Source organism: Sphingobacterium thermophilum (genome assembly GCF_039541675.1).
Classification (GTDB): Bacteria; Bacteroidota; Bacteroidia; order Sphingobacteriales; family Sphingobacteriaceae; genus Sphingobacterium; species Sphingobacterium thermophilum.
The window spans coordinates 344,541-364,856 of the sequence record NZ_BAABGR010000015.1 but is presented as its reverse complement, the minus strand read 5'-3'; the positions used below and the strand labels follow the sequence as shown (position 1 = coordinate 364,856).

Sequence of the window (20,316 nt, the reverse complement as noted above, 5' to 3'; positions counted from 1 at the left end):
AGGGGTTCTCAAACCCCTTGCTTATTTAAAAGAGTCTTTAATCTGTGCACTTCTTGCGGGTCCGCAATGTCACTATTATCGGTAATGGCTGAGGAGTGGAAGTATGAAGCTCCTGTTTCATGCAACAATTGCTCTATATTCGATGAACGTACACCTCCACCCGGCATGACTACAATTCTATCTCCCGCCTGCTGTACTAACGCTTTAAGGGTATACAAACCTTTGTCCACATTAGAGGTACATCCTGAAGTAAGCACCGTAGTAAAGCCACAGGAAATCACCTCTTCAAGGGCTGCCCTATAGTCCGGTACATCATCAAAAGCCCGATGAAATGTACATGACGCAGGAGACGCTAGCTCCACCAACTCTTTGTTCAACACGGTATCCACCGTATTGTCTTCATTAAGAATGCCGAAAACAAAACCATCTACTCCTAGCTTTTTAAAAGTGATAATGTCGGTCTTCATCTGTTCCAGCTCTTCGGCAGAATAAACGAAATTGCCCCCCCGTGGTCGTATCATCACATTCAGTTTGATATGCAATGCATCCCGCACATACTGAACATCCTCTAAGAAAGGAGTGGTACCTCCCACTTCCATTCCTGCACACAGCTCCACCCTATCAGCGCCGTTAGCCTGTGCCACTAAAGCTGAGTTGTTGTTGAAACAAGCTATTTCAAGTTTTGCCATTAGCTGTTCAGATAAGATTTTCCTTTGATAAGTTCATTGCCCTGCCTATCGTATTTGGCAAAACTAAAACCGCTATGGATACAATAAGCACCATAATCTCCCGCTTTGTTGAGTGCGATGAAGCCCACCTGTGTATGGGTTAAAGTTTTTTCTCTTTTCTCTATAAACTTCACTATTCGCCGTACAGCCTCCTCACATGCCTGCTGAGGCGTCCTTCCTTGGCGCATCAGCTCTACGACCAGATGAGATCCAACCGTACGTATTACTTCCTCACCATGGCCTGTTGCCGTGGCGGCGCCCACCTCATTATCTACATAGAGTCCGGCTCCGATAATAGGGGAATCACCCACACGGCCATGCATCTTGAAAGCCATACCACTCGTGGTACATGCTCCGGAAAGATTACCGTGAACATCGAGGGCTATCATGCCTATAGTGTCGTGATTTTCAATATTGACCACCGGTTCATATTTGGCTGTCTTCAACCATTCCTTCCATTCCTTTTCCGACGCCTCGGTAAGCAAGTTTTCTTCCTTAAATCCCTGTTCTCTAGCGAACTGCAAAGCACCCTCCCCTACCAACATCACATGAGGTGTCTTTTCCATCACAGCACGTGCCACGGAGATAGGATGTTTTATGTTTTGAAGGGCTGCTACCGATCCTATATTGGCATTTTCATCCATGATGCATGCATCCAAGGTCACCTTTCCGTCACGGTCCGGACGACCGCCATATCCCACGCTGCGCTCTTCCGGATCGGCTTCTGTAACCCGAACCCCTTGCTCTACAGCATCCAATGCCCTGCCTCCCGCACCTAAAATTTGCCATGCCGCCTCATTGGCCTTAAGTCCAAAATCCCAAGTCGACAAAACTATAGGCTTGTTCGCCACAGCAGCTTCCCTTCCTCTGGAAAACAAGGGCGCCAACGTAACAGCCAAAGAAGAAACACCCAACTTTTGTAAGAAAGTTCTACGTGTGGTCATAATCAGCTTTTTTTAACGTTCCGAATACGAATATTTGTTTATAATACGGTTAAAATTGTAAAAGGGATAAACCATTTTATCCCTTTATACTTATGATTGTTAGATAGCTTTAGTCTTTTGTGCTAACCACTCCTCTTCAGCCTGAGATAGATGTGGCGACAACATATCAAACACCCACTGGTTATAGTTGTTCAGCCAATCAATATGGGTTTGGTCTAGCAACTCCTTATTCACCAAGGCCGTATCAATATAGCAGATGGTCAATGTTTCGAAATGCATAAAATCACCGAAAATGCTGCTATAATACTTACGTGCCAAGACTAAGTTTTCGATGCGGATGCCGTGCTTACCTTCTCTATACAATCCAGGCTCTATAGAAGTAATCATACCTTCTTCGATGGCAATATCCACATTGGTAGGATTGAACACGTGTGGACCTTCGTGCACGTTTAGAAAAAAGCCGATACCGTGCCCCGTGCCATGGCCATAGTTACGCAATGTTGCCCAGATAGGACGTCTTGTGATAGCGTCAATCTGATAGCCTTTAGATCCTACAGGGAAGATAGCCTGACTACCTTCGATGGTACCTTTGAGCACTATGGTATAGTCATCTTTTTCCTCTTGGGTGATGTTGCCTAATGACACCACGCGTGTAATATCTGTTGTTCCTGTGCGATACTGACCACCAGAATCCACGAGCAACAAGCCCTCAGGTTTTAACGTATAATTACTTTGTTCGGTAGCATGGTAATGCGGCAAGGCACCGTGCTCCAAATACCCTGCTATCGTGCTGAAGCTAACATCTACAAATCCGGGTTGCTCGGCACGGAAAGCCTGCAACTTCTCCGCAATAGAGATCTCGGACAGCTCCTCTTTTCCTACAGTTTCTTCTAGCCATTTGAAAAATTTGGTCAAAGCAATACCGTCATAAATCATGGTCTGGCGGATGTGATTCAGCTCTACCTCATTCTTTACAGCTTTCAGACTTGTAGAAGGATTTATTTTTTCGACAATTTTTACCGAAGAAGGAATACTGTCGTAAATCGCAAAACAAGTGCGTTTAGGATCGATAAGAATAGATGAGCTTGTAATATGCTTCACAAAATCGAAAGCGTGCTCATAAGGTTTTACCTGCACCCCATGACCGTTGAGTACAGCTATATCTTGTTCATCCAACTTACCTTCCGAAATGAACAGGATAGCCTCCTGCTGCGACACGTACACAAAAGATAACACAACAGGATTGCATGGCACATCTTGACCACGAATATTAAGTAGCCAAGCCACATCATCTAACGAGGAGATAAAGTGACTTTCTACACGACTTTTGGCCATAATCTGACGTACGGCCTCCAACTTAGACGTAGTAGACTGGCCTGTTGTTTTCTCATCCAAAAGGAATGCTTTTACCTGTGGCAGAGCTGGACGGTCATCCCAGATAGAGGACAGCAAATCCGTATGGCCATCCACCTCAATCTGAAGAGGTTCCAATGTGTTTTTCACTGTCTGCGCTACAAGTAAGGATGCCAAATTGCCGTCGAAAGCAACCTTGGCACCAGCAGACAACTTTTCTGCTAGCCATTCCGCATATTCTGCTGCTCCCTGAATCCTAAGCTTCACCAACTCAAAGCCGGACCCTTGCAACTGCTCATTTGCCTGAACAAAATATCGTGCATCAGTCCATAATCCCGCAAAGTCATGCGTGATAACCAAAGTTCCGGCCGAACCCGTAAATCCTGAAACCCAGGCAATACATTTATATCTATCAGGAAGATACTCACTGATATGAGGATCTGATGATGGTATAATGTAAGCATCTATGCCCTGTTGGCGCATAGCTTCTCTGATCTTTCCTAATCTTTCTAAATGCTTTGACATGCTATTAACTATTATACTGATTGCAAGTTAAAAAATTATATAACCAATTTATAATAACCACATCATACAATACACTATTTTTACAATAAAGGACCTTCAATCCTTATCGGTAAAACGTATATTTGCCCTATACCTTTATCTTATGAAGAAGAATATACTACTTGTTGCATCGGCTTTACTTTCTACAATAATTAACATACAAGCCCAAACCACCAAACAAAAGCTAGAGCAAAATTTCGCTGCTTTTTCAAAAAGCCCTTCGCTCGCAAACGGCATAGCCTCCCTGCATGTCATCAATTCCGAAACGGGCGAGACGGTGTTTGAAAAAAATGCTTCCATAGGACTTCCTACTGCCTCCACTTTGAAAGTCATCACCTCCATAACGGCATTGGATATTCTTGGTAAGGACTTTACCTACAAAACCACCTTATCGTACGCCGGAGAGATAGATTCCCTAGGCATATTACATGGGGATATCATCATCCATGGAGAAGGAGACCCCACCTTAGGCAGTCACCGCTACGAAAGTACCAAAGAAGACGTTATCCTCAACAAATGGAAAAAAGCAATCCTTGACGCAGGTATTAAATACGTCGAGGGACGCATCATCGCCGACGACAGACTTTACCAAGGCATGGATATGCCGGGCGGATGGATATGGACCGATATGGGAAATTATTACGGCGCAGGAATTTCTTCGCTAAACTGGAGAGAGAACCAAACCGGTGTCAACTTTTCGGTCACAGCACTAAATCAGCCGGCACCTATTGCCAACTTCACTTCCGACATAAGCTATCTAAAAGTTATTAACCATGTTACCACCGGAAGAAAGGGCTCCGGAGATAATGTATATGCCTATTCTGCACCTTATAGCGAAAAGATAGTCATCAAGGGTACTTACGGTTTAGACCTTAAAAAGACTATTGAAATTTCAATTCCTGATGCGGCCTACGACTTAGCATACAACCTTAACAAAGTTTTGTTACAGGACAGCATTATCGTTGCGCAAGGCATTACGACGGGACAGCGCCTCTTCGAAGAGGGATTGTCCGTTCCCACAAAAACAAAAACCATCAACGTACATACCTCTCCTGCCCTACACGAAATAGTGTATTGGTTCAACCAACGCAGTATTAATCTTTATGGAGAAGCATTACTGAAAAGCATTGCATATATTACGGGAGGAAAAACATCAACCTATGATGGCGCTCAATACGTAAAAAAATATTGGGAGCAGCGCCTAAAACTAAGCCCTTCAGAGTTGGATATCATCGACGGTTCCGGCCTTTCACCACAAAACAACGTCACCACCCGCGCGATGAACCAGATCATGCAATATGCACTGAAAAGACCTTGGTTCCCGGAATTCCAAAAAAGTCTTCCCACCTACAACGACATGACCATGAAAAGCGGAACCATCGGAGGCACATTAGGCTATACGGGATATCATACTGCCAAAGATGGCAAAAAATACACCTTCTCCCTGCTCGTTTACAACTATTATCGCAGCGCAGCAGATATGAGAAGAAAAATGTTTGAACTACTCAACACCCTAAAATAATAGTAATTATTTTTCTTAGTTATTAGTTTGTGATACATTTGTGGATTAAGTAAGAAACCAAAAAATAAATATGAGCAATATTAACAGAAAAAAGGATGCCCTAAATTATCATGCTATGGGGCGCCCGGGAAAGATTGCGGTTGTTCCTACAAAACCTTATAACTCACAACGTGACTTATCATTAGCATATTCACCAGGTGTTGCTGAACCTTGTTTAGCTATCGCCAACAACCCTGAAGATGCTTATAAATATACAACCAAAGGAAACCTTGTTGCCGTTATCAGCAACGGCACAGCGGTATTAGGACTTGGAGATATTGGCGCTCAGGCCGGCAAGCCTGTAATGGAAGGAAAAGGACTTCTCTTCAAGATATTTGCTGACATTGATGTATTCGACATCGAGTTGGATACGAAAAATGTGGACGAATTCGTAAATATCGTCAAAGCCCTAGAACCTACCTTCGGAGGTATCAACTTAGAAGATATCAAAGCTCCTGAATGCTTCGAAATCGAAAGACGTCTTAAAGAAGAATTGAATATTCCGGTGATGCACGATGACCAGCACGGTACAGCCATCATCTCGGGAGCAGCATTGATCAACGCATGCGAACTGCAACAAAAGAATATCGCAGACGTAAAAATCGTAGTGAATGGTGCCGGTGCTGCTGCTATATCTTGTACGGCAATGTATGTGGCTATAGGTGCTAAAAAGGAAAATATAGTCATGCTGGACAGCAAGGGTGTAATCCGAAAAGATAGAGCACACCTGGATACTAGTAAAGCCGAGTGGGCAACAGACAGAGACATCCACACATTAGAAGAAGCGGTAAAGGATGCTGATGTATTTATTGGTCTTTCAGCAGCAGATGTGCTCACGCCCGAAATGCTGAAAACTATGGCTCCTCGCCCTATCGTATTGGCTATGGCTAACCCTAACCCTGAAATAGCATACGACTTGGCCGTAGCTACTCGCGACGACATCATCATGGGTACAGGCCGTTCGGACTACCCTAACCAGGTGAACAACGTATTGGGTTTCCCGTACATCTTCAGAGGCGCATTAGACGTGCGTGCCAAAGCTATCAATGAAGAGATGAAGATTGCTGCCGTACATGCTATCGCTGCCTTAGCTAAAGAGCCTGTGCCGGAAGAAGTAAACCAAGCCTACAATACAAACAACTTACGTTTTGGCCCGGATTACGTAATCCCTAAGCCTACAGACCCTCGTCTTATCACTGAGGTTTCTATGGCTGTAGCCAAAGCAGCTATTGAATCTGGCGTCGCACGCAAAAAAATTGAAAACTGGGATGAATACAGAGAACAGCTACGTAAACGTTTAGGAAAAGATGATGGTATCATGCGTAATCTTACGGCTATTGCCAAAAACAATCCTAAACGCGTGGTATTCGCCGAAGCAGACAATTACAAAACGCTACGTGCTGCACAAATCGTAAAAGAAGAAGGCATCGCCATCCCTATATTATTAGGTAATATCCAGAAAATCAAAGACCTGATAGAAGAATATGCTTTCGACCTTAGCGATGTAAAAATCATAGACCCTAGAGAAGAAACAAAATCTCCTCGCTTTGCCGAATATGTGGAGAACCTCTATAAAAAGCGTCAACGTCGTGGATTATCCAAATTTGATGCCACACAGCTGATGACCAACCGCAACTATTATGCGGCAAGCATGGTGGAGTTCGGCGACGCCGATACCCTGATATCGGGATTGACACGCAACTACGCCAGCACCATCCGTCCTGCTTTGCAGGTAATAGGCGCTAAGCCGGGAAGCCGCATTGCGGGTATGTATATGATGCTCACCGAAAAAGGACCTCTGTTCTTTGGTGATACTACCGTCAACGAAAATCCTACAGCGGAAGAGTTGGCCGACATCACCGTATTGATAGCCAAAACCGTACGCCGCTTCAACGTTAAACCTCGTGTAGCGGTGCTTTCATACTCTAACTTCGGTTCAAATGACGGCCCTACCTCAGTGAAGGTGCGTGAAACAGTACGTATCCTGCACGAACAACATCCGGACTTGGTTGTGGATGGTGAACTACAAGCCAACTTTGCACTGAATAACGATATGCTGAAGTCCAACTTTCCTTTCAGCTCCTTGGTAGGAGAAGCGGCCAACACCTTGATCTTCCCTAATCTGGAATCTGGAAACATCGCCTACAAACTCCTTCAGGAAGTAGGAAACGCTGAGGCGGTAGGCCCTATCCTACTGGGAATGAACAAGCCGGTACACGTATTGCAGCTGGACAGCTCCGTACGTGAGATTGTCAATATGGTTACTATTGCGGTAGTAGACGCACAGGCGCACGAAAAAAAATAGAATATGTACGATTATTTCAACGGTAAATTAGTATTCAAAGCACCGACACATGTCATCCTGGAGGTAGACGGAATAGGATATCATATCCATATATCCCTGACCACCTATTCACAGATCAAAGACCAGGAGAACTGTAAGCTGTATGTGTCCTTTCAGGTGAGAGAAGATGCTCACACACTCTATGGCTTTGCTACAGAAAGTGAACGTCATCTCTTCAACCACCTTATATCGGTATCGGGCATAGGACCTAACACAGGCCGTATGATGCTTTCATCCAGCACTCCCGAAGAACTGCATACAGCCATAGTAAATGGACAGGTAGCCTTGATACAAAAAATAAAAGGTATAGGTCCAAAAACAGCACAACGTCTTATCCTTGAATTGCAAGATAAACTTAAAAAACAAGGAGACGACGTCCTACTACCTCTTCCTGTAGCAAAACAGTCCGTTCCGGAAGAAGCCTTGGCAGCCTTAGTCATGTTGGGCTTCCCTAAAAATCAGGTAGAGAAGGTGCTGTCCGCCATTGTACAGGCAGAACCCAACCTTACCGTTGAGCAGATGATCAAACTGGCGCTCAAAAAACTTTAATACCCCAAGAAAGCGGATCAAAGATCCGCTTTCTTTTTAAGAATACTCTCCCTAAGCTGAGTCTTAGACATATAAATTCCTCTTTTATATTGTCTTAAGAAATCGTATAATTATAAAGGCTAATTCTAGGTAACGCCCGTACTATGCCTTAACCAAACGATGAACCTTAAGTATTGGATGCTGGTATTCCTTTCTTTTTTGTTACTCTGCAAAAGTGGAGCAGGCCAGCCTTTTCTTTCCTTAGGAGATTCACTACGCTTCCGTCATCTTCAAAGAGATCTTCCTTTTACCGTAATATCACCTAAAACACCTTTTCTTAAAAAATACACTTACCAATATGATTATCACCCTTGGCAGAACCTTTTCATAATATCACAAAATTCCGGACATAGCATATTCCAGCAATATGCCTCATTGACCGATTATCTGAAAATTTCCTCCTCGCTTTCTAAAAAGCAATATTGGAAAACTCATGCTGCTAATACATTTACCCAAGAAAAGAAAGCCATTCTGGAACCTATAACAATAAAAAGCCCGGCCTTTGAGCGTATCTTTGGAGGCAACACGATTGAGATTATTCCCAAAGGAAGTATAGACATATCCCTTATGGCACAGCGTAACGTCAGCCAGAATCCTTTGCTCAACGAACGCCATAAAAAGTTATGGGGCCTAGAGTTGGACCAAAAGCTACACCTTAATCTTTCCGGAAATATCGGACAGCGAGGACGCATCACCGCCAACTTTAGTTCCGAATCCGAATTTGATGTCGACAATTTCATTAAATTCGATTATATCGGAAAGAAAAATGACATCCTGCAACGACTAGAAATAGGAAATGTCAATTTCATTACCCCTACGCGGCTGATGGCTTCCTCCGAATCTCTTTTCGGCATAAAAGCACAGCTACAGGTCGGCAAACTAAATATCACAGGTGTAGCATCACAGAAAAATGCAGAACACCGAGAATTAACATTATCGAACGGACGGCTTGAAAGAGAGATAAACATCTCCATAGCCGATTACGAAGCCAACCAACATTTCTTCCTCGCCCATTACTTTAGAGATCAATATAACGAAAGTCTAAAACTCGCTCCCCTTATCAATTCACCGGTAAATATTACCACCATAGAGGTTTGGTTGAGCAATCGAGCAGACAAAGTCGACGGAGCGCGCGACATTCTGGCCTTGCTGGATTTAGGGGAATCAACTCCCTACAATACGCTCATTACCGGCAATCCCACTGTTAAATTTCCGAATTCAGGGCTTCCAAATTCTGCCACTGACCTTTCCAACAACCTGTTGGAACTCTTAGGACCTAACGGCAGGAATCCTAACAGTAATGCTGTGGGCTCCCTGTTCAGTGCAAGCGGAGGGGGTGATAACTTCGTTAAGCTTACCAATGCGCGAAGATTGATAGAAGGAAAAGATTATACTGTAAACAGAAAATTGGGATATATCTCCCTATCCTATCCTCTTATGGAGGACCAAGTGTTGGCAGTAGCCTACCGCTATACGGTAAATGGCAGAGAATATCAGGTGGGTGATCTTTCGACAGACATTGCCTTTGACGCCTCCAATCCGCAGATGCTATATACCAAACTGCTGAAAAATGAGGTGCTAAAAACGAACCTCCCTACTTGGAATTTGATGATGAAAAACATCTATAATTTAGGTATCAGCCAAATCAGCGAGGAAGGTCTCAACCTGCATATTGTGCGCCACGACGAAAACACCGCATTAGAAAGCCCTATTATGTACGAAGGCACAGCTCTTGAAAATAAAAGTTGGTTGGAAATCGTTGGACTGGACAGGCTTTCTCAGAATCACACAGCCACAAAAGATGGACTCTTAGATTTCATTGAAGGGGTGACATTCGATAACAGCAAGGGAAAACTCATTTTTCCTCTTGTAGAACCTTTCGGAAAAGACCTTCAAAACCAGTTTATGCCTAATGAAAGCTCTGTGGCCGAGCGCTATGTCTTCCATGAACTGTATAGTCTCACAAAGTCCGATGCCATTCAACACTATAGCAACAAAAATCGATACTACATCAAAGGAACGGTACGGTCGGCCAATAGCAGCGAATTCTCTCTTGGCGTTTTTGATTTGAAACCCAACACAGTGAAAGTTTATGCCGGTGCTATGTTATTGCAGGAAGGTGCGGATTACGCCATAGATTATGAGACCGGAACCTTACGACTCCTCAATCCGTTAATATCTTTTGCCAACAATACTATCAAAGTACGTATTGAGGATGCAGGCTTCGGCTCATTACAAAAAACTTTCCTTGGCACACGCATAGACTATATTGCCAACAATAACCTGCAGTTAGGGACAACGCTAATGAAACTCATCGAGAAGCCTTTCTCAGAAAAAGGATATGTGGGATCGGAACCCCTCTCCAATACTATGCTCAGTGCCGACATCAGGTGGCATAAGGAGGCTCCATGGCTTACCCGCCTCCTAGACAAGTTGCCCTTTATCAAAACCAATGAGCCATCCTCCATCAATTTTTATGGAGAAGTGGCCTATCTCAAACAGGGATTAGCGAAAGCATTGACCAATGCCGGAACGACTTATTTAGATGATTTTGAAAATAACTTCAGCTTCATCGACATCAAAAACCAGCAAGGCTGGCAGCTTTCTTCCACTCCACAGCTCTTTCCTGAACATATCTTATCCAATGACCTTTCTTATGGATATAATAGAGCCCATCTAGCCTTCTACAATATTGACCTTATATTTTACCAGTCCTCCAGCTTAACACCCGCTATCGATAGACATTTCCTTGCAGACCATAGAACGAGAAAAGTAACCGAACAGGAAGTTTTTCCTTTCAAGGAAAGCAAAACAGGGACAGACATCTTTTTACCTACGTTGGACCTTGCATATTATCCTCAGCTGCGAGGTGCATACAATTTCAACATACACGAACTAAATGCCAATGGGGAGCTGACACAACCCCAAAAAAGGTGGGGAGGGATGTTCAAGAAAATAAATCAACCCGACTTTGAAGCGCAAAATATTGAATTTCTCGAAATGTGGCTGATGGACCCTTCTCTTACCAACCCTAACAAGGAGGGGGGCGACCTGTACGTCAACCTCGGCCTCATTTCGGAAGACATTCTCAAAGACGGTCGCAAATCCATAGAAAATGCTATTCCTGCTAGTGGAGACAAGTCTACTATGGATAAGACAGTATGGGGATATGTCCCTAAAGTGGAAGCCGTAAACCGGGTCTTCGAAAGTTCGGATGCCAGCCGAAGAAATCAGGACGTCGGCTTGGATGCCTTAAACAATGAAGAGGAAAGATCTTTTCATAGCAACTACCTGAATCAGCTTAAAAACAAGCTCACTCCCGAGACCTACGCCCGCTTTGAACAGGACCCCGCCAATGACGACTACATCTATTTCCGAAGCAACGTGTTCGGCCGCACAGACGGCATCATGGAGCGTTACAAATATATCAACGGCACGGAAGGCAACTCTAAAACCTCTCAACTATCGCGCGAAGCCTTCGGCGTGGACAATGCCGCACGCACACTTACACCCGACGCAGAGGATATCGGTCGCGACAACAATATGAATGAAGCAGACAGCTATTATGAATACCGCATCTCCATGCGACCACAAGATATGGTAGTAGGACAAAACTTTATCGTGGATGAGCATACAACACGCGTAAACATACAAGGTCGAAATACAGATGTCAAATGGTATAAGCTGCGCATCCCTCTACGCAACTATCATCACAAATACGGCAACATCAACGACTTCAAGTCCATACGCTTTATACGTCTGTTTTTAACAAATTTCGCTGATACGGCGGTCTTTCGGTTTGCTACTATGCAATTCGTAAAAAGTGATTGGCGGCTTTATAACCCCGACAATTCTTCTCCACTGATTATCGCCGACCCTGCCTTAGGACAAACCCCAGCCCCAGATCAGTCTAAGGCGGCGATAGGTTATGTCAATATTGAAGAAAATGGAAAACGCTCTCCAATACCTTATGTGGTTCCTCCAGGCATTAATCGTCAAGTGGATTTCGCCAACAACAACCTTGATGTACAGCTCAACGAACAAGCTTTATCATTAAGCATTAGCAACCTAAAAGACGGTTATGGACGCGCCGTATATAAAACCGCTAACTACGATCTGCGACAGTACGGCAAACTGGAAATGTTTGTCCATGCAGAGGGAGTGGAGCTCAACGACAACGACGCCTATGTATTTATACGCCTAGGAACTGACGACAGATATCATTATTATGAATACGAAGCTCCGTTGAAAATCACTCCATATGGAAGTACCTCGCCACAATTGATATGGCCTTCCGAAAACAATATAGCTATCGAGCTTAACCTACTGGTACAGGCTAAGATAGCGCGAGACAACGCATTCCTCAAAGGGCAGCCTTGGCCGCAAGACAAGCCTTTCGAGTATCGGATGGAAAGGGGAAAAATAACTGTCAAAGGCTCCCCAGATTTGTCCAAGGTGCGTTTTTATATGTTGGGAATAAAGAACCCCTTACAAACACAGGATGTACATTCCGATCAGGGAAAAGCTATCAGCGGAGAGTTCTGGTTCAACGAGCTCCGGCTAACGGACTTCCGCAGCAGAAGCAGCTGGGCCGCCACAGGAGAGCTCCAACTAAAACTCGCCGACCTAGCCAATATTTCCCTTTCGGCTACAAAAATGACTGCCGGATTCGGACCTATCACACAGCGTATTTCCGAACAGGACCGCACAAACCGTCTCTCCTGGGACTTCATGACAAATGCAGAGCTGGGAAAGTTCGTAAACCACAGAAATGCTTTTTCCATCCCTTTATATTTCAATTTTTCCAAGCAAATCGGCACACCGGAATACAATCCCTTTCAAGGAGATGTATTGATGAAAACATCCTTGGAAAAACTTTCTCAAGAAAAAAAAGACTCTCTACTGCGACTGGTTCAGGATTATTCTTTCAGAAAGAATTTCAGCATCATCAATGCACGGAAGCTTTCTACTGCTATAGACAAAAAGCTTAAGCCTTGGCATATAGAGAATTTCTCTTTGAGCTATCATTTCAGCGAATATCAACATAGAGACCTGTATACATATGCCTCTCTTCAGAAAAATTATAGAGGAGCACTGGATTATACCTTCACTGCCACCCCGAACTACAGGTTTCCTTTGCAGAAAAACAAGTTACTTCGGTCCTTCAACTATAATCTTATGCCCTCGCTATTAAGCTTCCGGCTAAACGTAAATCGCATATACCACGAAAATACATTCAGAGATAATGCCAGCAACAATATTCTTCCTACCTATTATAGCAAAAACTTCAATATGTCCCGTATTTACGGTATTAGCTGGGATCTGACGAAATCTTTGCGGTTGGATTTCAATGCGACAAACTATTCTATCATCGAAGAGCCGGACGGACGCATCAATGGGGCTAAAAAGGATACTTTGTGGAACAACTTCTGGCGGATGGGTACAACGGTGGACTACCATCACATGATGAATCTTACCTATACACTTCCACTACAAAAAATCCCATATCTGGAATGGCTTAATATCACTGCACGCTACGGCAGCCAATTCAACTGGCAGCGCGAGCCCTTGGCCTTCCGCAACTACGAAAATGTAGACTTTGGTCACAGCATCCAGAACAACAGGACCATACAGATAAACCCTACGCTCAACTTCAATTCTCTTTACAGTAAAGTCGCCTTCCTGCGAAAAAACACTTTGAGTCAAGAAGTATCTTTCCGACGGTTTATGGCTGGTCTGCTGACTACGTTAAAATACGCCAATGCGGCTTATACCAAAATCGAAGGCTCCTTCCTACCGGGATACCTTCCTCTTTCCAACATGCTGGGATATAGCTTCAGTAACAACGCGCCAGGCTGGGATTTTATCTTCGGTTCCCAAACAGATATCCGACAAAGAGCTCAACGAAACGGATGGCTGACGACAGATTCCTTACAAAATGAGAACTACACCAAAACTTATTCAAAAAACCTGTCGGCAGTGATTCACGCCGAACCGCTCAAATATCTGAAGATAGACTTCTCCGTCTCCAAAATGGACAACAAAAATTACAGCAGTCCTTTCCACACGTGGAACATCCTTCCGGACTATATTACGGGCAATTACTCGGTAACACAGGCATACCTGAAAACCAGTTTCCGAAGTGCGGCACACATGTACGAGGATTTCTTACATAAAAAATTGGAAATGTCCGAAGCATTGGGCACTTATAATCCCAACTCCACAGGCATTAAGGCAAACTTCTTCAGTGACGGCTATGACGAAAATCAACAGGATGTGGTCGTAAATGCCTTCCTTCAAACTTATCTTAACAAAAAAATAAAAATTGGTAAAAGCAATAGACCTGACTTTCCTATCCCTAACTGGAGACTGAATTATAGCGGATTGTCCAAAATTTTGGGTTGGGAGGACTGGATTCCCGCCATCAACATCCTTCACGGCTATCAGTCATTATACAGCATAGTGAACTACCATTCTAATACACAATATCAAGAAGAAAACAACTATCCTTTCATACGGGATGGAAACGGTAACTTCATCCCGCAGTACCAATACAGCCAAATCACCCTGACTAGCAGATTTGTTCCACTATTAGGATTGGATATACGCTTCAGAAACAACTGGAGCATAAATACCGAATACCGAAAGGTCAGAGACCTCAACCTTACCTTACAAAACAGTCAATTAGCCGTATTCGATGAACAATCCTACATCGCTGGAATAGGCTACCGCAAACTCAACACCTTGCTGCCTTTCGGACTTTTCCAAAATCGCAACTGGAAAAGCGATGTAAACTTCAGAGTGGATATAGCGCTGAATGACAGAAAAGTCAGCACCTTCCGCACAGGGATAGCCTACGCCCAAATTACAGGGGGAAATAAAAGTATTACCTTAAACCCTTCACTCGACTATACCATAAATAGGCTATACAACATACGTCTGTTTTACAACACTAACGCCATAAAACCCTACACCTCAGAAACTTTCGCTTCATCCACAACCTTCATGGGCATAAACTTTAAGATATTATTACAATAATAAAACGATATGGGTATCCCATTAGCTTATATTTGTATCTCTAAACGATAAAAAGATGGCAGAAGATTTAGTTATTACTCAGGGTGATAAAGAAGCCCAATACCAAAGTTTACTACCCCAGATTGAAGCGCTTATCGGTGGAGAAACAGACCTTATCGCCAACTTAGCTAACATCTCAGCGGCACTGAAAGAACAGTTCGGCTTTTTATGGGTAGGCTTTTACCTAATCAAGAACAATGAATTAGTGTTAGGACCTTTCCAGGGTCCCGTGGCTTGTACGCGTATAGCATACAACAGAGGAGTGTGCGGTACGGCATGGGCCCAAGAAAAAACATTGATCGTACCTAATGTTGATGAATTTCCAGGGCATATTGCTTGTAGCTCTCGCTCGAAATCTGAAATCGTTATTCCTTTCTACTTAGGAGGCAAGCTCACCGGTGTACTGGATATAGATAGCGAGTCGCTAAATAATTTTTGTGAAATTGATGAAAAATATCTAAAGAAATTATTAAATTTATTAAGCTAACACTAAATTAATTTACAACCTAAACTATGAGAAGTGCTAACCAGACCGCTTTTCTAAACCTCATTTACATCATCATCAACTTTGTATGGCTTGTTATTGTGGATAACAAGAAAATTTTCGGCACTTCTCTGTATGAAACTTTCTATCAAAACTGGTCCTATCTGACTCCTCACTACGCCACCTTCGAAATATGGAAAGTCATAGCTATATGTTTTGTGACAACAGCTCTATTTTACTGTATTCTTTTGCGTAGAGAAAGAGATGAAGATCGTGCCTTGGCCGAACAGATATCTTCTTCCGAAAACTGGGTAATCTACAATCAGCTTTTTCTAGGATTGAGTATCGTTTTAAAAGTGAACAATTATCTTACGGTGGCACTGCTGTTCACCATAGCGACCTTCTACACACTAAACAAGCTCAATTATATTTTCAAAATCAGGGACTACAAAAATCCTACAGCCATACATATTTTTACACGCACCTCGATGGGCTTATATAGTGGATGGCTCGTGTATCTTATGGGGTTCAATGGATTGCCGGTGTTAAGTCACTTGTTCAAGATGCGTGGCGATGAAACTATATTCTGTATACTGGCGTTAATATTTTTATTGGTAAGTTTTTCTTTTATACTTTATAAAGCTATCATATGCATACTGCCGGCCCTTCTCGTAGGATATACCGCAGGCGTCCTTGGTTCATATTTTTACAATATCCAAAGTCAAAATACCGATATCTATCATCAAACCATGAAATATGCATTTTTATCTATCATGTTAATCTCCATAAGTATGATGATAATATTGCTTTACAGAAAAAGAAAGGCTTTACTAGCTTTGGGTCATGGCTGATGGAAATACCAAACCTTTATCAACTTGTCATCTCCCGCGGTAAATAATTCACCTTTTGCGGTATGGAAACAAGCTGTATTAATAGAAAGGTAATGGGAATCAATACCTCTGTCACGCGACAGATTCTTATGAAGCTGAAACTGCGTATCCCACACTTTTAATGTCTTGTCTCGGCTTACCGTCGCAAAAAGACCCTCATAAGGCAGTGGCACAATGCCATAAACCGTAAACATATGAGGTGTCACTTCCAACTTTTTGGACAGGTCCAATACATTCAGTCGATACATCTTGGCATCTCTCCCTCCGGAGAAAAGATCTTCTCCAACAAACGCAAGACTGGTAACAGGATGGGTATGCACCTTCGCAGAAATACGTAGATGATAATCGAGAAGGTCTAAAATATGTATCTCGCCCAGCTTATCGCCCAGAGCTACAATACCTTTTTCTTCATCAACAGCAGCACAGCGAACTGTAGTATTGGAGACGTTAAACGAATATAAAAGCTCAAAGCTTTCCAAACTCCATACATAGGCCTTACCGTATTCATCCACAGCCAGCAATTCATTTTTCGAAGGTATAGCCTTAGCCACAAAAACAGCACCCTGCTCTACCGTCAGCCTCGCCGCCAATGTGGGTTCCTCCTTACGGATGACCAAGATTCCTCCCGAACGTAAACAAGCTATCAGCAAATCACGATCCTCCAATACCGAAAGATGATACACCGAAGAGGGTACATTGCATAACACACGCTTGAACTGCAAACTGTCCAAATCCCACTCCACAATGCCTTTGTCGTTGCCTGCAGAGTATAAAGTATTCCGCTGTGTATCAACGGCAAGTGTATAAATGGGATTCTGATGTCCTGTTAAAGTTTTCGCGAGTGTTATGTCTATCATATGCTCAAAAAGATGTACTACGAAGATACGGCACTTTTCGAAGATGACCGAAATGTTCGAAAGATATTACAAAAAGATTAAGAAGTAATGTAATAAAAAAACAAAGCCGTCTACGTGTGTAGACAGCCCTATTTTTTCTGTTTATATTTAATTTACTGATGTCTACCTTCCAAATTTTTGGCGATAGCCTCCAAAGATAGTCCCTTCTCGCGCAACAAGACAATAAGGTGGAACAACAGGTCTGAAGCTTCGTTGATAAAGTCTTTTTCGGTTTCGTTCAATGCTGCTATAACAGTTTCCACAGCCTCTTCACCCACCTTTTGCGCAATCTTATTGATACCTCGCGTACGGAGACGGTTTACATACGATTCTTCTGTCGGAAACTCAAAACGGTTGTTGACGATACGTTCTAACTCAAACAGGAAATTCTGATTGTATTCTGTGTTAAAGCAGCTACGGGAACCGGTATGACAAGTAGGTCCAACCGGCTGTGCCTTAATCAATATGGTATCTTTATCACAGTCTATATGATAACTTTTTACCAACAAAAAATTACCGCTTTCCTCACCCTTTGTCCACAACCTGTTTTTGGTTCTGGAGAAAAAAGTAACTTTCTTCTCCTCTTGTGTTTTCTGCCAAGCTTCTTCGTTCATATAACCCAACATCAACACTTCTAAGGTTTGATAATCTTGGACAATAACAGGAACTAACCCGTTTCCTTTTTCAAAATCTATCATGACTCTTTTGTTTTTGTCGTCAAGGAGAAAATTCTTCATTGACTATGGTTGAAGCATTATCTTACGATAATACCATTTTTTCGTAATGTTTCCTTAAGCTCCGGAATCAATATTTCCCCATAATGAAATACCGAAGCTGCCAATGCTGCATCTACATCGGCTATCTGGAAGGTATCCACAAAATGCTGCTGATTGCCGGCACCTCCCGACGCGATTAATGGAATATTGATGGAGTCATTGATCTTTTTTAGAAGATCATTGTCAAAGCCATTTTTCGTGCCGTCATGGTCCATCGAGGTCAGCAATATCTCGCCAGCTCCACGACTTTCCGCTTCTTTTATCCAATTTTCTGTCTCGATATCCGTCTTATCACGGCCTCCACGTAAGTGAACATAATTTTTGCCGTCCACCAGACGCGTATCTACGGCCACCACGACAAACTGTGTTCCGAAAGCTTTTGCCAGATCGTCGATCAGCTGAGGGTTACCTACCGCCGCCGAGTTGATCGAGATCTTGTCCGCGCCGCTGTTCAGAAGAATTTCCGCATCACGCATCTCGTTGATTCCTCCTCCTATCGTGAAGGGAATGTTCACCTGTCGAGCCACCGCCTTCACCAAGTCAATAGTGGTTTTACGCTTTTCGTGCGTCGCCGTGATATCCAAAAATACCAATTCGTCAGCTCCCTGTTGTGAATATTGCCAAGCCAGCTCTACAGGGTCTCCTGCGTCACGCAGATCCACGAAGTTCACCCCCTTGACGGTACGACCGTCCTTGACATCCAAACAAGGTATGATACGTTTTGCCAGCATCTTAGAATTTGATTAATGTTTTCAAATTCCACTCCTTGATCTCTTCGATCGTAATTTTATTTTCGTAAATGGCTTTTCCCACGACTACGGACTCCATACGTCCCAAAGCGTCAAGTTCTTCAATGTCTTTCATCGATGAGATTCCACCCGAACCGATCAGCTTAATGATTGGGGAGTAGTCCAACAATTTTTTGTATAATTCCACACCGGCGCCGCCCAACTTTCCATCTTTGGAAATATCCGTACACAAAAAGCGGAAGAAGCCTAAGGCCAAGCATTTATCGATATACTCCATTAGTTTTACTGGAGAACTTTCCTGCCAGCCTGAGTATTTTATCACTTCATCCAACACGTCGATAGCTATCACGATATGGTCGGCATATTTCACAGGCCCCTTGTTCAGCGTTGCAAGCTCTTCTAAAAAAGAAGGGTTGGTGATGGCCTGGGTACCTACAATTACACGGTAGATTCCGGCATCGATAAGCTCTTTTACCTTTTCAATGCTGCGTACACCACCTCCATATTGTACCTTCATATCCGTTTTACGGATAATGTCAAAAAGGTATTCCTGATTAGAGAAATCTCCTTTGGCACCATTCAAATCGATGATGTGGACCAACTCCGTTCCGTTAGCGTAATAGTTGTTGATCTGTTCTACCAATGAAATATCATAAGTCGTTACGTCGTTATAGTTTCCTTCACGCAGACGAACTACCTTTTTGTCTAAAACATCAATCGCTGGAATGATATACATAGCTTATATATTTTTAGAATCTTGAAAAATTTAACAACAGTTGTTCCCCCAATTTACCCGACTTTTCGGGATGAAACTGCACTCCGAAAAAGTTATCTCGCTGAAAGGCTGCAGCAAAAGACACTGTATCATACGTACATGTTGCTGCAACTGTAGCTTCATCACGCTCTATATAATAAGAGTGTACGAAGTAAAAGTAACTATTATCAGGAATATCCTTAAAAAGAGGACTATTATTTTCTATACGAATGCTGTTCCAGCCCATGTGTGGAACTTTCGCTTGTATCCTCTTCCCGAAGTGTAACGTCCTGACAGGGAAAATATCCAACATGTCGGCATCACCTTCTTCAGAAAAGGCAGTCATCAGCTGCATACCCACACATATCCCCAGCACAGGCTTCTTCAATGAAAGAATAGTATCCACCAATCCCGTATCCTGCAGTTTTTTCATTGCAGCACCGGCATGTCCTACTCCCGGAATGATGATATGACTATATTTATCAAAATCTTCTTTGGTGTTAATCATTCCATGTTCTACACCGATTCTATCCAGTGCAGCTGTCAATGAAAATATATTTCCTGCTCCGTAGTTTACTATTCCTATCATATTACAGAATGGTACTAGG

14 protein-coding genes are annotated in these 20,316 nt (G+C 43.1%); 6 read left to right on the top strand and 8 right to left on the bottom strand.

Annotated elements, in window-relative coordinates; genetic code table 11:
- Positions 1 to 8: 8 nt before the first annotated feature.
- The 3 genes from ABD873_RS07500 to ABD873_RS07490 form a co-directional block, all read right to left on the bottom strand.
- Entirely contained in the window at positions 9 to 689 is a 681-nt protein-coding gene (locus ABD873_RS07500) for a copper homeostasis protein CutC (protein WP_345066750.1), read from the bottom strand.
- Positions 689 to 1,672 (bottom strand): isoaspartyl peptidase/L-asparaginase family protein, encoded by a 984-nt coding sequence (locus ABD873_RS07495; protein ID WP_345066748.1) that lies wholly within the window; start codon positions 1,670 to 1,672, stop codon positions 689 to 691. Before ABD873_RS07495 ends, ABD873_RS07500 begins: the two co-directional genes overlap by 1 nt.
- Before the next feature lie 99 nt (positions 1,673 to 1,771).
- Positions 1,772 to 3,550 (bottom strand): aminopeptidase P family protein, encoded by a 1,779-nt coding sequence (locus ABD873_RS07490; protein ID WP_345066745.1) that lies wholly within the window; start codon positions 3,548 to 3,550, stop codon positions 1,772 to 1,774.
- 142 nt (positions 3,551 to 3,692) lie between these two features.
- Here ABD873_RS07490 and dacB point away from each other — a divergent pair, with 142 nt between their 5' ends.
- The 6 genes from dacB (at position 3,693) to ABD873_RS07460 (ending at position 16,494) form a co-directional block, all read left to right on the top strand.
- Positions 3,693 to 5,111 (top strand): D-alanyl-D-alanine carboxypeptidase/D-alanyl-D-alanine endopeptidase, encoded by a 1,419-nt coding sequence (gene dacB / locus ABD873_RS07485; protein ID WP_345066742.1) that lies wholly within the window; start codon positions 3,693 to 3,695, stop codon positions 5,109 to 5,111.
- Between the two features lie 70 nt (positions 5,112 to 5,181).
- On the top strand, positions 5,182 to 7,455 hold the full coding sequence (locus ABD873_RS07480) for an NADP-dependent malic enzyme (protein ID WP_345066739.1): 2,274 nt from the start codon (positions 5,182 to 5,184) through the stop codon (positions 7,453 to 7,455).
- A 3-nt stretch (positions 7,456 to 7,458) separates the two neighbouring features.
- A complete protein-coding gene (gene ruvA / locus ABD873_RS07475) occupies positions 7,459 to 8,043 on the top strand; it encodes a Holliday junction branch migration protein RuvA (protein ID WP_345066736.1) in 585 nt (194 codons plus the stop codon).
- Between the two features lie 159 nt (positions 8,044 to 8,202).
- Positions 8,203 to 15,120: a T9SS outer membrane translocon Sov/SprA gene (gene sov, locus ABD873_RS07470; protein ID WP_345066733.1), complete on the top strand. Its 6,918-nt coding sequence runs from the start codon at positions 8,203 to 8,205 to the stop codon at positions 15,118 to 15,120.
- Positions 15,121 to 15,175: 55 nt separating this feature from the next.
- The gene (locus tag ABD873_RS07465) at positions 15,176 to 15,646 is read left to right on the top strand and encodes a GAF domain-containing protein (protein ID WP_039053339.1); all 471 of its coding nucleotides are present in this window, start codon (positions 15,176 to 15,178) and stop codon (positions 15,644 to 15,646) included.
- A gap of 26 nt (positions 15,647 to 15,672) precedes the next feature.
- A complete protein-coding gene (locus tag ABD873_RS07460) occupies positions 15,673 to 16,494 on the top strand; it encodes a hypothetical protein (RefSeq protein ID WP_345066729.1) in 822 nt (273 codons plus the stop codon).
- On the opposite strand, the gene ABD873_RS07455 is transcribed toward ABD873_RS07460, so the two are convergent.
- The 5 genes from ABD873_RS07455 to hisH form a co-directional block, all read right to left on the bottom strand.
- Positions 16,485 to 17,390 (bottom strand): WD40 repeat domain-containing protein, encoded by a 906-nt coding sequence (locus ABD873_RS07455; protein WP_345066726.1) that lies wholly within the window; start codon positions 17,388 to 17,390, stop codon positions 16,485 to 16,487. The two genes, ABD873_RS07460 and ABD873_RS07455, sit on opposite strands and share 10 nt — an antisense overlap.
- A gap of 152 nt (positions 17,391 to 17,542) precedes the next feature.
- On the bottom strand, positions 17,543 to 18,127 hold the full coding sequence (gene hisIE, locus ABD873_RS07450) for a bifunctional phosphoribosyl-AMP cyclohydrolase/phosphoribosyl-ATP diphosphatase HisIE (RefSeq protein WP_345067387.1): 585 nt from the start codon (positions 18,125 to 18,127) through the stop codon (positions 17,543 to 17,545).
- A 56-nt stretch (positions 18,128 to 18,183) separates the two neighbouring features.
- Positions 18,184 to 18,936, bottom strand: coding sequence for an imidazole glycerol phosphate synthase subunit HisF (gene hisF / locus ABD873_RS07445; RefSeq protein WP_345066723.1), 753 nt, complete (start codon positions 18,934 to 18,936; stop codon positions 18,184 to 18,186).
- A 1-nt stretch (position 18,937) separates the two neighbouring features.
- A complete protein-coding gene (locus ABD873_RS07440) occupies positions 18,938 to 19,690 on the bottom strand; it encodes a 1-(5-phosphoribosyl)-5-[(5-phosphoribosylamino)methylideneamino]imidazole-4-carboxamide isomerase (protein WP_345066720.1) in 753 nt (250 codons plus the stop codon).
- Between the two features lie 13 nt (positions 19,691 to 19,703).
- On the bottom strand, positions 19,704 to 20,297 hold the full coding sequence (gene hisH, locus ABD873_RS07435) for an imidazole glycerol phosphate synthase subunit HisH (RefSeq protein ID WP_039053973.1): 594 nt from the start codon (positions 20,295 to 20,297) through the stop codon (positions 19,704 to 19,706).
- Between the last annotated feature and the right edge of the window lie 19 nt (positions 20,298 to 20,316).